Here is a 22,501-nt window from a genome sequence, read left to right on the forward strand (position 1 = left end):
GTTAAAATAACGGAAAAACACGAGTAGATAGAAGACACAGCTCCTGTGCTTTTATTATTTAAATATCATATAGTTTTTACACCATGAATTCATGGTCTGATCGTCAACGAGCAAAGTAGACAGAGATCTTTTCAAGCGTCTGAACAACTTGTTTGCGAACGAGTCAAGCTAGATTAGCTAACTGTTCACGGAAAAATATCTCTGAAATTAACTGGCCAGAAACTAGCGAGAGTTTTGGAAATGAAAATAGCTATTAAGCGAGTAACCTTATGCCTAATTATATTAGGCAAAGTGACTATCTGTAAGAATAAAAGTCGTTGTGTTAAGATATCAAGAAAAGAATGAGGGGCAAGAGTAAACTCAGTAGTACTACGTAATCAATACCACCTTTTTGACAGTAGAGTTTTATTTTTATCTATTGAGTGCTAGATTGGCCGGCGAGGTCTCGCCGTTTCAATAAGATAGCTTAATCAGGAAAATTTATTTTAATAACCCAGATCACTAAAGATAAATCTCCCCAATTTTTCAGCATTGAGTTCTTATTGGAGGAGTTGGCTGTTGGAAGTACCTATACGTGTTAATACTTCCAAAAACTATATAGCACATATGATTAGTGCTCATAGCAATCACTATAGACTCATTTTTTCTTGCTTCCTTCCTACTCATAAAATACGACGAGTCACTACCCAATGAATTTACTAGTCTGAACTTAAACAAACATCAATTTAACATAACAGTAAGCTAAGGTCAGTGTGTCGTCTTTGTATATAAATGCTTTGTCAGAAGATTTGCTGAAGCAGTAGGGTGGGATTCCGCTAGCTCACAAACTCTTCAATTGACTTCCATTCGTCAGCGCAACTAATCAAGACACTCAAAGTGAAAAACAAGACGTCGACAAGATTATATTTGATACTGGTATAGGTTTCAGGGTCTTCAATTCACTCAAAATGCGTGATGATACTCATTATAGCGATTTAAAGATCAGATCTTCCAAGTCTGATAGTCGCCAACTTTAGGTCTGCTTTTTTTGCAAGCTGAAAAGATGTATTAAAAACCACCATATCTCAAGAAGTACAATACTTTGTTAAATTTCTTGAACAGTTTTAGCTAAAGCTTCATATTATTAAACTAACATTAGTATGATGTGTTCTTTAGTGAAAACAAACTAAAGTTTTTCCTTGATGAATAAGGGGGCTTGGGGTACTGTTCAATGGTGGTAACACATATTGGAATGAGGAAAATACAATGGCTAATTGGAGCCCAAATAGCTGGAGAGATAAACCTATCTTGCAGCAACCTGAATACCCAAATTCAGAGAAGTTAAAATCAGTTGAAAAAGAACTAAATTCAGCACCACCGCTCGTTTTTGCAGAAGAGACGCGAAGCTTGTATAAAAGCCTAGCAGATGTTTGCGAAGGTAAAGCTTTTATATTGCAAGGTGGTGATTGCGCAGAATCGTTTTCAGATTTTAGTGCCGCTAATATTCGTGATACGTTCAAGACACTTTTGCAAATGGCTGTCGTATTAACATATGGCGGTAAATGCCCGGTAGTAAAAATTGCTAGAATGGCAGGGCAGTATGCTAAGCCCCGTTCTTCAGATTTTGAGACTATTGATGGTGTTTCTTTACCTTCATACCGTGGTGATATCGTTAATAGTTTTGAGTTTACGGAAGAAGCGCGTATCCCAGATCCTGATAGATTGATGAAAGCATATCATCAGTCAGCAGCAACACTTAACCTACTTCGCGCGTTTGCGCAGGGTGGCCTTGCTGATCTGCATCAGGTAAATCGCTGGAATATGAGTTTCGTAGCTGCAAATCCGTTAAAAGACAAATTTCAACAACTCGCAGAGCGTATTCAAGAAGCACTTGAGTTTATGGAAGTTTGTGGCATCGATTCAACAGTAGCACCAAGCCTGAAGGAAACTCCGCTTTATACCTCACACGAAGCGCTATTGTTAGGTTATGAAGAAGCGTTAACTAGACGAGACCACTTATCGGGGGATTGGTACGATTGTTCTGCTCACTTTGTTTGGATTGGTGAACGTACGCGTCAATTAGATCACGCACATATCGAATTTTTCCGTGGTATTAAAAATCCAATTGGCGTAAAAGTTGGCCCAGGGATGCAAGAAGATGAGTTAATTAAGCTTGTCGATGCGCTTAACCCTGATGATATTCCTGGTCGTCTAACACTTATCACTCGCATGGGTGCAGATGTGTTGCCGGAAAAACTCCCTAAATTAGTTCGCAGAATTCAAGAAGAAGGCCGCAAAGTTATTTGGACTTCGGATCCGATGCACGGAAACACTGAAAAAGCGACGACTGGATATAAGACACGTAGCTTTAACAATATCCTAAGAGAAATCAGTCAGTTCTTCGCAGTGCATAAAGCGGAGGGTAGCTACCCTGGCGGTGTGCACTTAGAAATGACAGGGCAACACGTCACTGAGTGTGTTGGTGGTGCCTATGGTCTATCAGACGAAGACTTATCTCAGCGTTACCGCACCCAGTGTGATCCGCGTCTAAACGCAGACCAAGTTTTAGAGCTAGGATTTTTAGTTGCTGATCTACTAAAAGACGCTCGTAAAACAGTATAAACAACAAACAAAGGGCCGCATTGCGGCCTTTTTAGTATTTATGGCGCTTTAACCCAGTTTCAGAAATAATCTTTGCTGATATTTCCTCAACGGAATAACGTGTACTGTTCAAGTAAGGCGTTCTATTCTTTTTAAATAGCATCTCGACTTCTTTGACTTCAATACGGCATTGTCTGATTGATGCGTACTTGGAGTTTGCCATTCTCTCTTGCCTTATTGCGGCTAGTCTTTCGGGATCTATGGTTAAGCCAAAGAGCTTACCTTTGTATTTATCCAGACATTTGGGTAGTTTTCCACTTTCTAAATCATCCTCTGTCATCGGATAATTCGCGGCTTTTATCCCATATTGCAATGCTAAATATAAGCTTGTCGGCGTTTTACCGCTGCGGCTGACACCAACCAATATGATGTCTGCCTCGTCATAATCTTTAATATTTGCGCCGTCATCATTTGCAAGTGCGTAGTTAACGGCATCTATTCTAAAATCATAAGAAGATTCGTGAATGCTATGCGTGCGGTGCATTTTTGGCACCGGCTGAACTTTTAGCTCTCTTTTTACTATTTCGCTCGCATAAGATAAAAAGTCGTAACAAACCCCTTGCGACGATAAAATAATATCGGACAATTCTGGATTAACGAATGTAAAAAACACCAATGGTTTTTCACCTGAAGTCTCAGCAATCGAGTCTATTAATTTTTTGATTTCATTTGCTTTTTTTACTGTTTCTACAAATGGTATCGTTTGGTGATTAAATTCTACAGGGAACATTGAAAGCGTTGCGTGACCAAACACTTCAGAGGTGATAGCGGTACCATCGGAAATATAAAATGCTGTTCTCATTTTGCTATTATTCATTCAGAAATTGTTGAAAATAAGCCATCGCGGTTTACGAAGACTGCCTTACCGTTGTAGAATGCCCTTGACCAAGTGGAAAGGTCAATTAATCTCTCACATTTAATACAATTTGTTTTGGAGACAGTTCCGTGCAAGACTACGTTCTCTGGTATCAAGAGTTGGGTATGCAAGATGTACCTCGAGTTGGTGGTAAAAACGCTTCTCTAGGTGAAATGATATCTAACCTTGCTAACGCTGGTGTACAAGTACCTGGTGGATTCGCAACAACTGCTGATGCGTTTAATGAATTTCTTGAGCAATCAGGCCTCAATGAAAAAATCCACTCAATCCTAGATACTCTCGATGTTGACGATGTCAACGAATTAGCCAAAGTCGGCACCCAGATTAGACAATGGGTTATCGATACACCATTCCAACCAGAATTAGATAAAGCAATCCGTGAGGCATATAGCCAGTTACACGGTGACGCAAGCCAAGATGTCTCCTTTGCTGTTCGTTCATCAGCAACAGCAGAAGATATGCCAGACGCCTCCTTTGCTGGCCAACAAGAAACTTTCCTAAATGTTCGTGGCATTGATGCCGTAATGGTCGCTATCAAGCATGTTTTTGCTTCGCTATTCAATGACCGTGCAATTTCTTATCGTGTACACCAAGGCTATGATCACAGAGGCGTGGCGCTTTCTGCTGGTATTCAGCGTATGGTGCGTTCAGACAAAGCATCGTCTGGTGTTATGTTCTCAATCGATACTGAATCAGGCTTTGAAGACGTTGTCTTCGTTACTTCTAGCTATGGTTTGGGCGAGATGGTAGTTCAGGGCGCAGTAAACCCAGATGAATTTTATGTTCATAAGCAAACGCTTGCAAAAGAAAAACCTGCTGTTCTTAAGAGAAATATTGGCTCAAAAGCAATCCAAATGATCTACTCAAGTGATGAGTCTCACGGCAAGCAAGTAGAGATTGTTGATGTAGACTCAGCACTATCTAACCAATTCTCGATTACAGACGCAGAGGTAGAAGAATTAGCAAAACAAGCTGTTATTATCGAAAAGCACTACGGTCGTCCAATGGATATCGAATGGGCAAAAGATGGTAATGACGGCAAGCTTTATATCGTACAAGCCCGTCCAGAAACCGTTCGTTCAAATGAAGATGCGAACGTAATGGAGCGCTTCCAGCTAAAATCAAAGTCTGAAGTTATTGTTGAAGGTCGTGCAATCGGTCATAAGATTGGCTCAGGCGTAGTTAAAGTCCTGTCTTCAATTGATCAAATGGACTCGGTAAAGCAAGGCGATGTACTTGTTACTGATATGACGGATCCTGATTGGGAACCTATCATGAAGCGTGCCTCTGCTATCGTAACGAATCGTGGTGGACGTACTTGTCACGCTGCAATCATTGCACGTGAGCTGGGGATCCCAGCTGTGGTTGGATGTGGTAATGCAACCGATTTGATCACCAATGGCGACACGGTAACAGTATCATGTGCCGAAGGCGATACAGGTTATATCTACAAAGGTGAGCTTGAATTCGATGTTATTTCTTCTCGCATCGATTCAATGCCAGCTATTCCGATGAAGATAATGATGAACGTAGGTAACCCAGATCGCGCGTTTGATTTTGCGAAGTTACCACATGCAGGTATCGGTCTTGCGCGTCTTGAATTTATCATCAACCGTATGATTGGTATTCACCCTAAAGCACTACTTCATTTTGATAAGCAAGATGCAGAGCTACAGGCTGAAATTAATGAGCTAATCGCAGGATATGAATCACCAGTAGAGTTTTATATCAGCAAGCTAGTTGAAGGAATTTCTACGCTAGGTGCAGCATTTGCTCCAGAGCGTGTAATCGTTCGTATGTCTGACTTTAAGTCAAACGAGTATGCAAACTTGGTTGGCGGCCAGCAGTATGAGCCGGAAGAAGAAAACCCAATGATTGGTTTCCGCGGCGCATCTCGTTACATTTCTGAAGACTTTAGAGAGTGCTTTGCATTAGAGTGTGAAGCCATTAAACGTGTTCGAAATGAGATGGATCTAACCAACGTTGAAATCATGATCCCATTCGTTCGTACCCTAGAAGAAGCAGCTCAAGTTATTGAAATCCTTGAAGCTCATGGTCTAAAACGTGGCGAGAATGGTCTAAAAGTCATTATGATGTGTGAACTTCCATCAAACTGCCTGCTTGCCGAAGAGTTTTTAGAATATTTTGATGGCTTCTCGATTGGTTCAAATGACCTTACCCAGTTAACACTCGGTCTGGACCGCGATTCTGGTCTTATCGCGCATCTATTTGATGAGCGAAATCCAGCTATCAAGAAACTACTTTCAATGGCAATTCAAACTGCTAAAGCAAAAGGCAAATATGTAGGTATTTGTGGTCAAGGTCCATCGGATCATGAAGATTTTGCAGCTTGGTTAGTTGAAGAGGGGATTGACTCGGTTTCACTTAACCCAGATACAGTACTTGAAACTTGGCTTTATCTAGCTGAAAAGTTTACTAAATAATTTAATGGCCCCAATGCACCACATTGGGGCTATTTCATTTCTGAAATGTCCTATCTAACTTTTCGCAGCCAAGCTTAAACAGACGCTGCACATTTTTTAGGTGCTTCTTTGCGCCTTCATGATTCATCGAGAAACACACCAAGGCCGCAAGTAAAAAGATAACCGATGGACCGGGCACAACAAAGAAGATCAATGCTAGAATACAAAACACAATACCAGCAAGGTCGTAAATAATTTTCATGTTATTTCCTCCTATACAATATGAGTATAAGGTGTGTGGTGAAATAAACTATTTCCAATTGTAACAAACCATAAAATTCTCAAGTTGATCATTAATCCTTCGTGATACAATTAATTCAAAGCAAGTAAAATATACCGTCATGATCGCAAATATTAGTCAGCAGGATTCTGCAAACGAACTTATCAACCTCTATCAAAGTAAACTAACTGATGCAGGTTTTAGTGGGGACATTGATACGAGTTATGCAACTCGTCTTGTTACGTCAACCGACAATAGTATCTATCAGGAAATCCCTCAAGCAGTATTATTTCCTAGAACAAATCGAGACGTACAACTTGCACTTGAAATCGCCCAACAAGACCCATTTTTGTCTCTCACTTTTGGCCCTAGAGGCGGAGGAACTGGTACGAATGGTCAATCACTTACACCCGGTATCGTGATTGATCTATCGAGACACATGAGAGAAATTCTTGAGATCAATGAACAAGAAGGCTGGGTTCGAGTTCAGGCGGGTGTGATCAAAGATCAGCTTAATGACTTTCTAAGACCTTACGGCTATTTCTTTTCTCCAGATCTTTCCACCAGTAACCGAGCAACAATAGGTGGTATGGTAAATACTGATGCGTCGGGCCAAGGTTCACTCGTTTATGGCAAAACAAGCGATCATGTTCTTGGGCTTAAAACCTTTTTAGTGGATGGAACAGAGCTAAATACCTCGAAGTTAGCAATCGATAAAGCCGAGCTACTAGCTGAGCAAAATTCAAAGACTTCGCACATTTATGCGAATGTCATCGAGATCTGTCGAAGCAATCGAGCACTTATACTTGAAAAATTTCCAAGACTAAACCGTTTTTTAACTGGTTATGACCTCGAAAATGTATTCGACGATTCACTAACTACTTTTGATTTGTCACGAATTATTACGGGTTCTGAAGGTTCGCTTGGTGTTGTAACCGAAGCAAAGCTTAATTTAACGCCAATTCAGCCATATAAAACCCTTATCAATATCAAATATGACTCATTTGAATCAGCGCTTAGAAACAGCCCTTTCTTAGTTTCCGCTAATGCTACATCAGTCGAAACCGTAGACAGTAAAGTTCTAGGTCTTGCCAAAGAAGACATCATTTGGCATTCAGTATCGGACTTAATTCAAGATGTACCAGGTGTTGAGATGCAAGGTCTTAACATGGTTGAGTTTAATGGTGAATCCGAAGATGAAATTTCGTCTAAAGTCGATAGTTTATGTCACCGATTAGATCAGCTTATTGCAAATAAAGAAGCGGGTGTAATTGGTTATCAGCTTACCAATGATAAAGCAGATATCCTTAAGATCTATGCAATGCGTAAAAAATCAGTTGGCTTATTGGGTAACGCAAAAGGTAATAAAAAGCCACTTGCTTTTGCTGAAGATACAGCCGTTCCACCTGAAAACCTTGCTGATTTTATCATTGAATTTAGAGAGTTGCTTGATAGTTACCAATTAGATTATGGCATGTTTGGTCATGTTGACGCCGGTGTTTTACACGTGCGCCCTGCGCTTGATATGTGCGACCCCGAACAGGAAAGACTACTACGTGTGATCTCAGATAAAGTAGTAGCGTTAACTGCAAAATACCGAGGACTAATGTGGGGTGAGCATGGAAAAGGTTACCGAAGTGAATATGGGCCCGAGTTTTTCGGTGAGCAACTATTTAATGAACTTCGTAAAATTAAAAGCTTATTTGATAAAAACAATCGCCTAAATCCTGGAAAAATTTGTACACCACTGGATTCAAGTGATCAATTAGTGTCAGTCGATGCACAGAAAAGAGCTTGGTTTGACCGTACAATCCCAACTGAAGTAAAAGTAAACTACGAAGCGCCAATCAATTGTAATGGTAACGGACTTTGCTTTAACTATGATGACAACTCACCAATGTGCCCATCGTATAAGGTAACCAAAGATCGTAGAAACTCTCCAAAAGGACGCGCTGGATTATTCAAAGAGTGGTTACGACTACAAAGCAATAAAGGGGTCGATTTGATTGCTGCAGAAAAGCAATTAATCAACCATGAAAATGATACCACTTGGTGGGAGCGCTTTCTCAATACCCGAAAGAAAAACCAATATGACTTTTCCCATGAAGTTAAAGCATCAATGGATGAATGTTTAGCCTGTAAAGCGTGCACAACGGCATGCCCAATAAAAGTGGATGTTCCTACGTTTCGAGCTAAGTTTTTAAACTTTTACTACAGCCGTTACAATCGTCCACTTAAAGACTACTTAGTTGCGAATATAGAGCGTGCACTGCCTACCATGGCTAAGTTTCCAAATTTAGTTAACGCTCTACAAAGTAATCGCATATCAAACTTTTTTGTTGAACGGCTGATTGGCTATATTGACTCTCCGGCGCTAAGTAAGGTGCAGCTTAGCAAGTTAGTGCCAAACAAACACTTTTATTCAGAGCGCAGTTTTGAAAAGTTAAGCGATGAAGAACAAAAAAGCGTGGTATTTGTTGTTCAAGATCCGTTTACTAGTTTCTATGAAGCAGAATTAGTATCGGACTTTGTGCAAGTTATATCAAAACTAGGGTTTTATCCACTCGTATTACCATTCAAGCCAAACGGTAAGCCACAACACGTTAAAGGCTTTTTAAAGGAATTTAAATCGACCGCTAAGACTGCCGCACAGTTTTTAAATACTGTCAGTGAATATAACAGGCCTTTAGTTGGGCTCGATGCCTCTTTGGTGATGTGCTATCGCGATGAATATAATGATATTCTTAAAGAGAGCAGGGGAGACTTTAAGGTACAATTAGCGCATGAATGGCTTGCAACAGTCGATATCCCAACGGCTGCGACAATCAGTCCATCAAAATTTACGTTGATAAGTCACTGTACAGAAACAACAGCGATGCCTGAATCTAAAAATGTTTGGCAAGGTATTTTTAATAAGTTGAACTCTAATTTAGAAGCGGTTAATACGGGATGTTGTGGCATGGCGGGAACTTATGGCCACGAAGCGCAAAATCAAGAAAACTCAAAAGCGCTCTATGAATCCTCATGGCAGCATCATATTGATAACGCAGCTCAAGATGAAATATTAGTGACTGGCTTCTCTTGTCGATGTCAGGTTAAACGCTTTAGTGGAGAAAAACCAAAACACCCGCTTCAAGCACTTAATAAACTACTAGATTAATGTAGTAGCCAAACGAGCCCAGTTTACTGGGCTTTTTCTATTAATAGTTTTAGCTGAAGATAAACTGAGTTAATTTACTTTATTGTATGATGTGTTCTATGGGCCGTGTTGCGCGAATACAAGTTCCTTATTCTCGAACCAGTATAATTGAACCGCTCAATGATATTGATCCAATTAAAGACTCAAAAGCTATATTTACCATCATCTATACAACACCAGCAAACGAGTATTCGATAGTACAGTCGTCGATAAGCTATTATTATCGCTTGACCATAATTCGAAAGGGGATTGGGCGTTGTGTTTCCAACTGCTTAAGTTTATCTATCGACTTATCAGTAAAGATATGGCCTTTTGGTAGCAATAAAATTCCTTGATTACTGTGAAGCGCTAAACCTAATATCATGCCAGGCTTGAGTTTTTCAGTTGTCAATATATCAACCGAACCGACTTGCTCTTGGCCTAGCTCGTTGTTACTCACTGCTTTCTCTAAAATATCAACTACTTCTGGGGAGTAGAAATTTCCTCTATAGGTTCGGATAAGATCTAGCGCTAAATCGGCTTTCTCTTTATCAGAACCGTTAGCGCTGTATAAATTGTCATAATAATCTCGGGCGACAGCAAGTATCTGTGAGCCCAAAGGAATTTCTTTGCCTTTAAGACCTTTAGGGATCCCTTGGCCATTAAATTTTTCAAATTGATGATAAATCGCCTCGGATACGTCAGATAAGTGCTGCGCTGGCATCAACATAAGCTGTGCAATGGAAGGATGCGTATAATAAATTTTCTTTTGTGCTTCGCTTAGTTTTCTGGGTGGCGATTTATAAATTTCTGGGTCCATAGCAAGTAAACCTACTTCCGCTAAATACCCTGACATCATAGCCGTTTCAGCTACTTCACTAGAAAGTTCTAGCTTATTAGCTATAATTTTACATAATTTGGCTATGCTCTTCGCTTTTTTACCATCGATAAATGGATTTGCATTCAGAAAATTATAAAGTAACTCGACGGTAGCCCGATGTTCTTTACGTTCTTTTTGATTCGCTTGCTCTAATTGACTTAACACTTTGCGGATCTGCGCAGTGCGTTTTTGTACAAGTCCTTCAAGGTTTTCATTTAACTCAGTGAGTTGCGCATTTTTTTGTACTATCTCTTCATTTAGTCTCTTATTTACGCTTTTTAATCTGTATTTCTCTGAACATTCTCTCACGGTATGTACGAGTATATCGTTATCCCAAGGCTTTTGAATATATGCATGGATCCCACTTTCATTGATGGCTTTAATTGTTGAAGCGAGATCTGAGTATCCTGTCAGTAATATCCGTTGCGTGTCCGGGCATATACGCTTTACTTCATGCAAAAATGTAGCGCCATCCATTTCAGGCATCCGCATATCACTAATAACAACTTCAAATGAGGAGTCTCGGATCAGCGCCAAGGCTTGCTGTGGATCACTACAGAGCTCTGCGTGTATTCCATTTTGACGGAATAATCGATTTAATGACCGTATCACATTCGTCTCATCATCGAGACAAAGCACTCGTATCGCTTCATTTGAAGTCGTTGATAGCTCAGCAAATTCCAAAGTTCAATCTCCTAAATGAATTAATTTAAACTTAGTTCAAAAAGGAAGCCACGACAAGAAACCATTAAAATACGCCTTAAGTCTAATATTACCCTTCAACCTTATTAATAACTTTTCAATATATGCTTAAAAAACAAACTGATAACTGTATAAACTTTAGAGAAGTAGGCTAGTAACTATCGCTTAATATTAAATAATTACAGTTTTATTTCTATGTGTCAGAAAACTAAAACTAAGCATATTAATCAATAATTTAGTATTACATTTTGATGAAAAGCAAGCTCCAATTTACGCTTACGTTAACGTTATCAGCTAGAGAAAAATGTTGTTGCCATATTGATTTTATGTGTTAGGTTTATGTTGTTATTGTTAACCAAATACAATAAATGGTTGGAGAACCAAACTATGAAACAACATGTAAAGACCCTTAAATTATCGCAAATGGCTTCTATCCTCGGAGCCATTTTATGCGCTAACTCATATGCTTATAATTGTGATGGCTTACCTGAATGGTCACAAAATTCGGCATATAATGGCGGCGCTCAAGTACAAAAATCGCAACAAGCTTTTGAAGCGAAATGGTGGACTCAGGCAGATCCAGTAACCCACTCTGGACAGTGGGATGATTGGAAAAAATTGGGCGACTGTGACAGCGTTGTCACCAACACACCACCGACAGTACAGAGCTTACTTCCAGCTGATGGCAGCGCTTTTATCGAAAATGACAGCGTTGCCATTTCTGTAAATGCAACAGATAGTGATGGCCAAGTAGCACAGGTAGAGTTTTTTGTAGATGGCACGTCAGTTGGTATTGATACCACAGCGACAGGTGATAATTTTTCATTTAACTGGTCAGCAACCGCTGGAACACACACAATTTCAGTAATTGCAACAGATGACAAGCAAGCTGTATCCAACACATTAATAACCAATATTATCGTTAATACGGCAGGAAATCAGTTACCTACAGCAAACCTTTCGTTAGGCGGAGGTAATAATCTGGTTATTAATCAGCCTGTAGACATCGTTCTTGATGGTTCAGATCCCGACGGTTCAATAGCAAAACTAACCCTGCTTATTAACGACCAAGTCGCATTTGAAAGTGCAACAGCACCAGCTCAACATACTTGGACACCAACGCAACTGGGCACAGTAACATTAAAGCTTGTTGTTGAAGATAATACCGGTGCGACAGCAGAGAGCATACTCAACGCAAATGTGGTTGAAACACCGCCAGTTGTAAACAGCTGTGTTCCGCATGGTCTTTATCAGACTCCAAACACATCGCCTAATTACTGTGATATTTATGATGAAAGCGGTCGAGAAAAAATGGGCACCGATCACCCAAGACGCGTCATCGGTTACTTCACCAGTTGGAGGACAGGTAAGAATGGTCAACCGAGCTATTTAGTTGATGATATTCCATGGGATAAGATCACCCATATCAATTACGCTTTCGCGCACGTTGATGCCAATAACAAGGTTTCAATAGGTAATCCAACAGCTCCTAACAATGCAGCGACGAATATGACTTGGCCGGGGGTTGCTGGTGCAGAGATGGATCCATCTCTTCCCTATACCGGTCACTTTAACTTGCTGAACAAATTTAAGAAACAGCATCCTGATGTTAAAACCTTGATCTCAGTCGGCGGTTGGGCAGAAACCGGTGGCTACTTTGACGAAACAGGTAAGCGAGTTGCCAGCGGCGGCTTCTATACGATGACGACCAATGCAGATGGCAGCGTGAATCACGCTGGTATTGACGCGTTTGTAGCAAGTTCAGTTGAATTTATCCGTAAATACAACTTTGATGGTGTCGATATCGACTATGAATATCCATCTTCTATGAATGACTCTGGTCACCCGGATGATTTTGCGATATCAAACCCGCGTCGAGCAGCATTGAATGCTTCTTATCAAGTGTTAATGAAAAAGCTAAGAGAAGCATTAGATCAAGCAGGTCAGCAAGACAATACACACTATCTATTGACGATCGCATCACCGTCTTCTGGTTACCTTCTACGTGGTATGGAGACATTCCAAGTCACCAAGTATCTAGACTACGTCAATATCATGTCTTATGACTTACATGGAGCGTGGAACCAGCACGTTGGTCATAACGCATCGCTATTCGACACCGGCGAAGATTCCGAGCTAAAACAGTGGAATGTTTACGGCACCAAAGAGTTTGAAGGTATTGGTTACCTAAACACTGATTGGGCGGTCAAATATTTTAGAGGCTCTGTCTCTGCTGGGCGCATCAACATCGGTATCCCTTATTATACTCGTGGTTTTAGAGATGTAACGGGTGGTACAAATGGCCTTTGGGGGCAAGCTGCATTACCTAACCAAGCTGATTGTCCTCCGGGGACTGGCAGCGGTGAAAAGAACAAGTGTGGTAATGGTGCTGTGGGTATCGATAACTTGTGGCACGACAAGAACGATGTTGGCTTAGAAGTACCCGCAGGTTCTAATCCGCTTTGGCATGTTAAAAACCTTCAAAATGGCGTGTTAGGAAGTTACCTAAGTGATTATGGACTAGATCCAGTTAACAACCCAGAGCATCAAATTAGCGGTACCTATGCCCGCCATTATGATTCAGTAGCGGTTGCTCCTTGGCTCTGGAATGCCAGCAAGAATGTTTTCTTATCCATTGAAGATGAAGAGTCAATGGCTGCGAAAGTCGACTATGTCATCAACCAAGAACTAGGCGGAATCATGTTCTGGGAGCTTGCTGGTGACTTCGATTATGATGTAAGCAAAAATGAATATTTCATGGGTTCATCGCTAACAAGCTTAGCCTACAACAAGTTTAACCAAAGTGGCACGCCATACTCGGTTAAACAAGGAAATAAGACCTTTGTAAAACCAGCTTCTGCAGTTGATGTCACATTCGTTGCTAAAGATTTCCCAGCCGGAGATGCTAACTATCCAATTGCACCAACTTTTGCCTTTACCAACAACTCAGCGATAGATTTGAGTGGCGCAAAAATTTCGTTTGATGTTCCTGTTGCAACATCGGCAATTTTCAAATCTAACTGGAATGCACAAGAAAAGCTTGGTATGGCAGTGGACGTAAATGGCTCAAATGCTGCGGGTAATAATATTGGCGGCTTCGAAAACGAATTCCACCGATTCTCAATCACGCTTGTGAACGAGTGGGGTGGAACGCCTAAGTCTTTTGCTCCTGGTGAAACCATCAATGCCCAAGTCATGTACTACATGCCGATTTCTGGTCCTGTTAACTTTGTGGTTGAGAAAGACGGTAATCGCTATGCATTTACCAGCGAATATAACGACCTACCAATCGCAACACCTGGTACAGGGCCTACAGATCCGGTAACTAGCTGTAAAGGTACACCTATCAGTCAAATTGTGGTTTACCCGAACTTGCCACAGGGCACACATGCAGCTCAAGGTGATTTAATTGTTGAAGGAAACGCGGTGTATGAAGCGAAATGGTGGAGCAATAAGCAACCATCAGTCAGTAGCGACTATACCAAGGTTTGCAACTTGTAAATAATAAATGGGGAGCTTTGCTCCCCTTTATAAAAGGCGAATAAGCATGAATAGTTTACACCGTAAATATGCGCTTGGTCTTTTTGGCGCAACCTCAGCTTTGCTTTCAAGCGCAGTTTCAGCTCATGGTTTTATGGACTTTCCCAAAGCAAGGCAAGCAATCTGTCAAGCGCAAGGAGGCTATTGGTGGCCGGATGATGGCTCAAATATCCCAAACCTAGCGTGTCGAGCAGCTTTTCTAGACTCAGGCCACTTTCAGTTTGTACAAGAGCATGAATTTTCGACCAATACAGCTGACTACAATAACCTAGAGGCGGTAAAAGCGAATATCCCCAATGGTACGCTTTGCTCAGCTGGTGACCCAAACAAAAGTGGCATAAGTGTTGTTTCACCACACTGGCAGCGTACAGTTGTAGAGCCAAACGCTAAAAATAAACTTGCCATTAGCTTTAGGGCGACAACACCTCATAATCCCAGTTTTTGGCAGTTTTTCCTGTCAAAGCCAAACTACGATGGCGATACATCTCCTCTGACTTGGAATGATTTAGAGCTTATTAATGAATTTGGCAATATTGATTTCGTTGTGGATCCTGAAGGTAAACGCTTCTATAAAATGGAAATAGATATACCGCAAGGCCGTGAGGGCAATGCAGTTTTATATACCCGTTGGCAGCGGTTTGATGTCGCAGGAGAGGGATTTTACAATTGTTCTGATATCACAATAACCTCAACAGGCACGCCACCAGAATGGGTGAGCAGCGGCTATTTCTTAAAGCAAGGTCAAGATGCTAAAGCCGGTGATAGCGTGTGGTTTAGGACGTTTGATCAATCTGGAAATGAATTAATTAGCCATAATTTGAATGTAACCTCCACTAATGCATCAACATGGCAAGCTGAGTTAGCTCTTTATCTTAATAGCAATTACGGAAATAAGGTCAACATTGGTGTTAAGCAACCGGACGGTTCAATTGCATTTGATGCAAACGCCTTATTAGCAAACGAAGTATTTTTGCCGCATGCCGCTTACACCAGCAATCTTAGCGTTGTAAAAGGGGGTGACAACACCGCGCCTACGGTGAATCCAATTTCTAACCAAAGCATCGCAGAAAATAGCCAAGCGACAGTGCATGCTCATGCGTTTGACGACCAAAATGACCCACTGACATTCATTTGGAGTATTCCTGCACCGCTTAGCTTTAGTGGCGAAGGTGACACGATTTCCATCTCAACACCTGAAGTGACGGCTGATCAAACCTTTCAGGCTGAACTTAATGTCACCGATGGCAAAGCAAGCACGACCGTAAGTTTCTCAATTACCGTTCAAGATAGCACCAATAACCAATACCCAGCTTGGAATAGTACAACTACCTATGTTGCAGGCGACAGAGTAACGCATCAACAGAAAGTGTATGAAGCCAAGTGGTGGACCCAGGGAGAAGAGCCCGGCGCGTCCGATGTTTGGAAAGCAATTTAAAGAAAACCCAAATTAATTGGGTACAACATGTAACTACAAAAAGGTTGAAGATATGAAACTTAATAAAATAACCAGCTATATAGGACTTGCCTTACTGAGTGGCGGTGCACTTGCAGCCCCTTCTACACCAACATTAGATTGGCAGCCACAACAGTATTCGTTCGTTGAAGTTAACGTCGATGGGCTTGGCTCGTACAAGCAACTGGTAAAAGCCAAAGATGTTGTCGATATTAGCATCAAATGGAATGCTTGGAGTGGCTCTGGCGGTGATAACTATAAAGTATATTTTGATGATCTACTCGTAAACCAAGGTACGCTTGCAGCTGGTACTAAAAGCGGAGTAGTACAATTCCCCTACACTAAATCGGGTCGCCATCAGCTTTATTTAGAACTGTGTGAAGGTACCATATGTGCAAGAAGCGCAGGGAAAGAAATCGTCATTGCCGACACTGACGGTGCACATCTAGCGCCACTTCCTATGAATGTAGATCCGAACAACCGTAATAACGGTACAATACCAGGCCGTGTAACGGGTGCTTATTTCGTTGAATGGGGCATTTATGGCCGTAATTACGACGTAACTAAGATCCCAGCTCATAACCTATCGCACATTTTATATGGCTTTATTCCGATTTGCGGACCTAACGAGTCGCTAAAATCCATCGAAAATGGTAATAGTTGGAGAGCGCTTCAAACTGCATGTGCTGACTCTCAAGATTATGAAGTCGTCATTCACGACCCTTGGGCTGCAGTGCAAAAGTCTATGCCAGGGGTGGATGCAAAAGATCCTATTCGCGGTGTATATTCTCAATTAATGGCGCTAAAACAACGTTATCCAGACCTTAAAATTCTGCCTTCAGTGGGTGGTTGGACGCTATCTGATCCGTTCCATGGCTTTACAAATAAAGCAAACCGCGACACTTTCGTTGCGTCTGTAAAACAATTCCTTAAAACGTGGAAATTTTATGACGGTGTAGATATCGACTGGGAATTCCCAGGTGGTGATGGTCCAAATCCAGACTTAGGCGATCCAATTAACGACGGTCCAGCCTATGTGGCGCTAATGCAAGAGCTTCGCGCAATGCTAGATGAATTAGAAGCTGAAACCGGCCGTCAATATGAGCTCACTTCTGCAATAGGTGCAGGTTATGACAAGATTGAAGATGTAGATTACCAAGCTGCTCAGCAGTATATGGACTATATCTTTGCGATGACCTATGACTTCTATGGCGCTTGGAACAATGAAACGGGTCATCAAACCGGTATCTACTGTGGCTCTCATCTCAGTACTGATGAATGTAACGGGACAGGCGTTGACGACAATGGTGTGCCACGCAAAGGCCCGGCATATACTGGCGACCATGCAATTCAATTGCTACTTCAACAAGGTGTGCAGCCCTCTAAGCTCGTTATGGGCGTTGCAATGTACGGCCGCGGCTGGGAAGGTGTGCTAGATGCAAATGCAACCATTCCTGGTAATCCGATGACGGCGCCGGGCAATGGCCCATTGACAGGTTCCACCTCTGAAGGCGTGTGGGAACCAGGCATTATGGATTATAAAGCAATTGCAGCGAACGCTGTAGGCCAAGGTGGTTCAGGTGTTAATGGTTATGAAGTAGGCTACGATGAGCAAGCACAAGCAGCATATGTTTGGAACAGAAGTAACGGTAAACTCATCACTTACGATAGCCCACGCAGCGTTATCGCAAAAGGTCAGTATGCAAACACTCATCAACTGGCTGGTTTATTTGGTTGGGAAATTGACGCTGATAATGGCGACATTCTCAATGCAATGTATGATGGCCTTACAGCAGGTGAGATCCCTAATCGTGCACCTTCTATCGGAGTTTCTGGACCAATCAATGTGACCTCAGGTCAGGTTGTGAATGTCGATGCGCAAGCAAGCGATTTAGACAATGATCCATTAACCTATTCATGGGTTGCTGCGCCTGGTTTGGCTTTATCTGCTAACAACACCGCAGCTGTCGCTGTAACCGCGCCTTCAGTCAATCAACAGACAAGCTACGACTTGACTGTAACGGTCAATGATGGCGTGTTATCAACAACCAAAACAATCGTTGTTGTTGTAAACCCAGAAGGTGCAAATGCAGCGCCTGTCGTTACACCGGTTTCAGATATTTCGGTTAATGAAGGGGCCTCGGCTACTGTCAATGTGTCAGCAACTGACCCTGAAGGCGCAGCGCTTAGCTATAGCTGGAGTGCACCAGCCGAGCTGAGCGTAGTAGCAAATGGTAGCTCAGCGACTATTACTGCTGCAAATGTCACTGTCGACACAACCGTCCCAGTAACTGTTACCGTATCAGACGGGGTGAACGCTGTTGATACAACATTTAATGTTACGATTAAAGACGGTGGCGCCCAATACCCGACTTGGGATCGCTCTACAGTATATGTCGGTGGCGACCGAGTAATTCATAACGGCAATGTCTTTGAAGCAAAATGGTGGACTCAAGGTGAAGAACCTGGAACCGCTGATGTATGGAAGGCAGTAACTAACTAATCTAACCATCCCCAATTAATGAGCTTGCCAGTCAAGCTCATTTTTTATTCACATAAACATAAAGTTACCCATTATCTGGCTTTTATCACCAATTTCTTCTTTCTTTTTCTGCTTGGTCTTTCATAATGACATAATGAACTTCATAAAAGAGTCATAAGTTCTGGCAGTGCTTATTCGTCTATCCGTTTTATTATTCGTTTTAGTTTTTCCAAAAAGCTACGCGTCCGACTGCGCGGATCAGCCATCCCTAAAAATCGGCATTGGCTCTAGCTGGCCGCCTTTTGTTATGTATGGCACTCGTCCTTACGGCATAGACGTAGATATCACTAGAGCAGTTTTTGAACGAGCAGGGTTTTGTATCGAGTTCATTCAGCTTCCTTCATCGGCTCGTGGGATCACTGAGCTAGAAAAGGGCTTAATTGATGTCCTGCCATCCGCAAGTTTTAGCGTTGATAGAGCAAAAATCGCTTACTTCTCCTCGCCATATCGGCGTGAAAAAATGCGCTTGTTTGCTAACAAGGAAATAGATCTCGATAGCAACTTAATCGAGTTGTTTTCTGCAGGCTATACATTCACGGCCAATCCTGGAGCCTACTACGGTGAGGAAGTGAAACAAATAAAAAAAATCGATTGGTACGACAGGCGTTTATTTGAAATCGCGAGCTTAGACCGGCGAATAGAAATGGTGGCTAAAAACCGCGTCGATTTTCTGATTGAAGATGAGGACGCAGGCTACTACTATATCAACAAGCTAGGCTACCAAAGCATTCAGCTACACCCTTATGTAGTTAACGATAACGCTATACATTTTATGCTTGGACGTCATGCATTTAAGCGTAGTGACATTGAGCGCGTTAATGAAGCAATCACCAATTTAAATGGCACAATAGCGAATATCTCAGAAAAATATAGAAAAGATTCAGGATGACTCAACAGCAGCAACTCTTTCAAACACTACAAAGTACATTTGGACATACGACACTTCGCCCGGGGCAATCGGAAGTCATTGAATCTATACTTCAAGGCCAAAATGCAATCGCTATTTTTGCAACTGGTGCAGGCAAGTCGTTGTGTTATCAGTTACCAGCAATATTGAAGCAAGGAATGTGCTTAGTCGTTTCACCACTATTAGCACTAATGCACGAGCAACGAGATTACCTACAAAGTAAAGGAGTTGCGACTGCTTGTCTTGATAGTACTCAAAGCAAAGAGGAAACGTTGCGCATAGAAAATGCGGTGCGAGACAATGCACTTAAAGTCCTCTTTATATCAGTCGAGCGGCTTAATAGCCAAAAAGCACGTACCTTGTTATCACAAAGCAATATCTCATTTCTTGTCATTGATGAGGCGCATTGTATTTCTGAGTGGGGACATAATTTCAGGCCAGATTACCTAAAAGTGGCCAAATATCGCCATGAACTTGGTATCAACCAAGTGCTATTACTCACCGCGACAGCAACAAATAAAGTTGCACGCGATATGGCGGGTAAATTCGATGTATCCGATCAAAATATCATTAGAACGGGCTTTTACAGGAAGAATCTATTCTTAAGTGCGGCGCATATTAGCGAATCTCAAAAAGACGAATATTTACTCGCCTTTTTAAAAAAGGCAAAAGGCGCTGGTATCGTTTATGTCACGCAGCAAAAGCAAGCAGAAGAAGTAGCAAAAATGATAACTGCTTGTGGCTTTCCTGCAGAAGCTTTTCACGCATCATTGCAGAGCGAGAAAAAGGCCCAAATTCAAGCAGATTTTCTAGCGAAAGCTAATCTTATCGTTGTAGCTACCATTGCATTTGGTATGGGTGTAGACAAACCCGATGTTCGCTGGGTACTACATTATGATATGCCAAAATCTATTGAGGGATATAGCCAAGAGGTGGGTAGGGCAGGCAGAGATGGCGAGAATGCACATTGCGTTGCTTTAATTAATAATGAAAAAATTGCCACATTAGAGAACTTCGTTTATGCCAGTACATTAGAGCGAGAGTCATTAACGCTGCTTTTTAATGAACTTTTCGGTGATCCAGCTAAAGATTTTCACCTCAATGAATACGATCTCGCCTATAAAACCAATATTAATCAATTGGTACTAAAAACACTTATTGTCCAGCTCGAACTGCAAGGTTACTTACAAGTAAACTACAGCTATTTTGCGGAGCTAAGCATCGCATTCAGCCAAGACAAAGATAAAATATTAGCCAAGTACTCGCCTGAGCGGCAACGGTTTTTGACTCAGCTATTCTCGTGTTTTGAATTCAAAAAGAAATGGGGATTACTTTCACATCAAGCATTAAGCGAGCAAAACATCCCACAGGCTAAAGCCCAAGAAGTCGTTGAGTATTTGCAAAACCAACAATTGATTGACGTAAAAGTCGCTAAATATACGTCGGTTTATTCAAAGCCTATCCAACAAGTTAACATTAATGAACTGGTTGAGTCTTTCTACCAGCAATCACAAATTAAAGAGCAAGGCGAACTTGCACGGCTAAGACATTTACTCAAATTTTTCCAGCTAACTTCATGCTATCACAAAGCGCTTGCCAGCTACTTCGGCGATATGCACGCACCAGAACAATGCGGTCACTGCGGGGTCTGCAGCGGTAAGCATTTGATCGTCAATGCACAAGAGAGCCGGGAATTAGATATTGAAACAACACGAAATATTTTAAGAGACGCTTCGCAGTTTGCATCGCAACGCGGCGTAAATTTTTCTACTCACCTCAAAACGTTGTTTTTACTAGGCTTAAATTGCCCCTATTTTACTAAATATAAATTCAGACAACTTGAAGGATTTGGCAGCTTGTCCGGCGTAAAGTATGAACAGGCAAAAGCATTGATCATGGAGCGCGCATTATAAATGAAAACAGATATTATTAAACTCGCCACGATCGCGGAAAAAAAGACCAAATATATAGTCGGACTTATGAGCGGTACCTCATTGGATGGATTAGATATTGCGTTATGTAAAATTGAAGGTGCAGGGAAAAGAACACAGCTAACAGTCGAACAATTTACCACGATAGAATACGACTCTTCGCAAAAGCAGCTTCTCAGTGACCATGCGTCTAAATCACAGGTAAGTCTTAAAACGTTATGTCAATTAAATGCGTGGCTAGGCGAGTTGTATGCAAGTCTAATCAATAATGCTTTGAAAGAATGGCAAGTCGCAGCCGACACTGTTGATTTAATAGCGAGTCATGGACAAACACTTTACCATTGTCCAAAACAGGCCTTTGCAGACGTTGAAAAATTAAATAGCACATTGCAGATCGTTGACGGCGATATTATTGCGGCAAAAACGAACATCATAACCATCTCAGACTTTAGACAAAAGCATATCGCCAAAGGATATGAGGGAGCCCCTCTCGTGCAATATGGTGACTATTTGTTATATTCGCACACAAGTATCGATAGGGTTTTACTCAATATTGGCGGTATTTCAAACCTTACTTATTTGCCAAAAAATTGTGCACTAGCGCAGAGTATGAGTAGTGACATCGGTCCAGGAAACACATTAGTAGACCAATATTGTCGCCACGTATTAGGGCTGCCGTTTGATGAGAATGGTGAGATTGCGTCAAGTGGAAAAATTCAATTGCCATTTCTCGAAGCCTTACTGTCACACGAATTCTTTGATATGCCACTTCCAAAATCAACTGGACAAGAGTTATTTAATCAAACCTTCGTGCATCATGCATTGGACGGAAAAGATTATAATCATGAAGATATCATCACGACACTGACCGAATTCACAGCTATCACTGTCGCAAATGCTGTGAACGAGCTTGGTACAACTGAATTAGAGCTATATGTTAGCGGAGGTGGAATTCATAATGTGTTTTTAATGGCGCGAATTGAAAGCCATTTGAATAACCGTGTTTTAATCAAGGATTTCTCACAACTGGGTATCAACCCTGATGCCAAAGAGGCCGCCTTATTTGCCCTACTTGCGAATGAAACCGTATCAGGTGGTAGCGATGCGCTGCCTTTTTCTATGGGTAAGATTTCATTACCAACATAGTC

Annotated in this window: 12 protein-coding genes; 9 read left to right on the plus strand and 3 right to left on the minus strand. The window is 41.6% G+C overall.

All coding sequences use genetic code 11. The features are described 5' to 3' along the window. Positions 1 to 1,245: 1,245 nt before the first annotated feature. Positions 1,246 to 2,601, plus strand: a complete 1,356-nt coding sequence (locus BB427_RS05205; RefSeq protein WP_069019171.1) for a class II 3-deoxy-7-phosphoheptulonate synthase — start codon at positions 1,246 to 1,248, stop codon at positions 2,599 to 2,601. A 31-nt stretch (positions 2,602 to 2,632) separates the two neighbouring features. On the opposite strand, the gene ppsR is transcribed toward BB427_RS05205, so the two are convergent. Next, positions 2,633 to 3,442: a posphoenolpyruvate synthetase regulatory kinase/phosphorylase PpsR gene (ppsR, locus tag BB427_RS05210; protein ID WP_069019172.1), complete on the minus strand. Its 810-nt coding sequence runs from the start codon at positions 3,440 to 3,442 to the stop codon at positions 2,633 to 2,635. Positions 3,443 to 3,585: 143 nt separating this feature from the next. On the opposite strand from ppsR, the gene ppsA reads away from it, so the two are divergent. Continuing rightward, a complete protein-coding gene (ppsA, locus tag BB427_RS05215) occupies positions 3,586 to 5,961 on the plus strand; it encodes a phosphoenolpyruvate synthase (RefSeq protein WP_069019173.1) in 2,376 nt (791 codons plus the stop codon). A gap of 34 nt (positions 5,962 to 5,995) precedes the next feature. On the opposite strand, the gene BB427_RS05220 is transcribed toward ppsA, so the two are convergent. Continuing rightward, positions 5,996 to 6,202 (minus strand): PGPGW domain-containing protein, encoded by a 207-nt coding sequence (locus BB427_RS05220; RefSeq protein ID WP_010605524.1) that lies wholly within the window; start codon positions 6,200 to 6,202, stop codon positions 5,996 to 5,998. Positions 6,203 to 6,341: 139 nt separating this feature from the next. Here BB427_RS05220 and ydiJ point away from each other — a divergent pair, with 139 nt between their 5' ends. Continuing rightward, a complete protein-coding gene (gene ydiJ / locus BB427_RS05225) occupies positions 6,342 to 9,380 on the plus strand; it encodes a D-2-hydroxyglutarate dehydrogenase YdiJ (protein WP_069019174.1) in 3,039 nt (1,012 codons plus the stop codon). A 259-nt stretch (positions 9,381 to 9,639) separates the two neighbouring features. Here the strand turns inward: ydiJ and BB427_RS05230 are convergent, their stop codons facing one another. After that, complete coding sequence (locus BB427_RS05230) at positions 9,640 to 10,962, minus strand: HD domain-containing phosphohydrolase (RefSeq protein WP_039495332.1); 1,323 nt, start codon at positions 10,960 to 10,962, stop codon at positions 9,640 to 9,642. A gap of 405 nt (positions 10,963 to 11,367) precedes the next feature. Here BB427_RS05230 and BB427_RS05235 point away from each other — a divergent pair, with 405 nt between their 5' ends. The 6 genes from BB427_RS05235 to BB427_RS05260 all read left to right on the plus strand — a co-directional run bounded on the left by BB427_RS05235 (position 11,368) and on the right by BB427_RS05260 (position 22,499). Further along, positions 11,368 to 14,481: a glycosyl hydrolase family 18 protein gene (locus BB427_RS05235; RefSeq protein ID WP_069019175.1), complete on the plus strand. Its 3,114-nt coding sequence runs from the start codon at positions 11,368 to 11,370 to the stop codon at positions 14,479 to 14,481. A 46-nt stretch (positions 14,482 to 14,527) separates the two neighbouring features. Further along, positions 14,528 to 15,955 (plus strand): lytic polysaccharide monooxygenase, encoded by a 1,428-nt coding sequence (locus BB427_RS05240; RefSeq protein WP_069019176.1) that lies wholly within the window; start codon positions 14,528 to 14,530, stop codon positions 15,953 to 15,955. Positions 15,956 to 16,007: 52 nt separating this feature from the next. Continuing rightward, positions 16,008 to 18,476 (plus strand): glycosyl hydrolase family 18 protein, encoded by a 2,469-nt coding sequence (locus tag BB427_RS05245; RefSeq protein WP_069019177.1) that lies wholly within the window; start codon positions 16,008 to 16,010, stop codon positions 18,474 to 18,476. Between the two features lie 166 nt (positions 18,477 to 18,642). Continuing rightward, positions 18,643 to 19,404: a substrate-binding periplasmic protein gene (locus BB427_RS05250; protein WP_039495328.1), complete on the plus strand. Its 762-nt coding sequence runs from the start codon at positions 18,643 to 18,645 to the stop codon at positions 19,402 to 19,404. Beyond that, positions 19,401 to 21,335 (plus strand): RecQ family ATP-dependent DNA helicase, encoded by a 1,935-nt coding sequence (locus tag BB427_RS05255; RefSeq protein ID WP_069019178.1) that lies wholly within the window; start codon positions 19,401 to 19,403, stop codon positions 21,333 to 21,335. The genes BB427_RS05250 and BB427_RS05255 overlap by 4 nt, the downstream gene beginning before the upstream one ends. Further along, positions 21,336 to 22,499 carry an anhydro-N-acetylmuramic acid kinase gene (locus BB427_RS05260; RefSeq protein ID WP_069019179.1) on the plus strand — a complete coding sequence of 388 codons (1,164 nt, stop codon included), beginning with the start codon at positions 21,336 to 21,338 and terminating at the stop codon, positions 22,497 to 22,499. It begins immediately after the preceding gene. The last annotated feature ends 2 nt before the right edge of the window (positions 22,500 to 22,501 follow it).

This window comes from Pseudoalteromonas sp. BMB (genome assembly GCF_001709235.1).
Classification (GTDB): Bacteria; Pseudomonadota; Gammaproteobacteria; order Enterobacterales; family Alteromonadaceae; genus Pseudoalteromonas; species Pseudoalteromonas maricaloris.

Excerpts from the sequence above, each read along its gene's own strand:
- BB427_RS05205 (WP_069019171.1), top strand. The coding sequence starts at position 1,246 with ATGGCTAATTGGAGCCCAAATAGCTGGAGAGATAAACCTATCTTGCAG.
- ppsR (WP_069019172.1), bottom strand. The coding sequence starts at position 3,442 with ATGAGAACAGCATTTTATATTTCCGATGGTACCGCTATCACCTCTGAA.
- BB427_RS05220 (WP_010605524.1), bottom strand. The coding sequence starts at position 6,202 with ATGAAAATTATTTACGACCTTGCTGGTATTGTGTTTTGTATTCTAGCA.
- ydiJ (WP_069019174.1), top strand. The coding sequence starts at position 6,342 with ATGATCGCAAATATTAGTCAGCAGGATTCTGCAAACGAACTTATCAAC.
- BB427_RS05235 (WP_069019175.1), top strand. The coding sequence starts at position 11,368 with ATGAAACAACATGTAAAGACCCTTAAATTATCGCAAATGGCTTCTATC.
- BB427_RS05240 (WP_069019176.1), top strand. The coding sequence starts at position 14,528 with ATGAATAGTTTACACCGTAAATATGCGCTTGGTCTTTTTGGCGCAACC.
- BB427_RS05245 (WP_069019177.1), top strand. The coding sequence starts at position 16,008 with ATGAAACTTAATAAAATAACCAGCTATATAGGACTTGCCTTACTGAGT.
- BB427_RS05255 (WP_069019178.1), top strand. The coding sequence starts at position 19,401 with ATGACTCAACAGCAGCAACTCTTTCAAACACTACAAAGTACATTTGGA.
- BB427_RS05260 (WP_069019179.1), top strand. The coding sequence starts at position 21,336 with ATGAAAACAGATATTATTAAACTCGCCACGATCGCGGAAAAAAAGACC.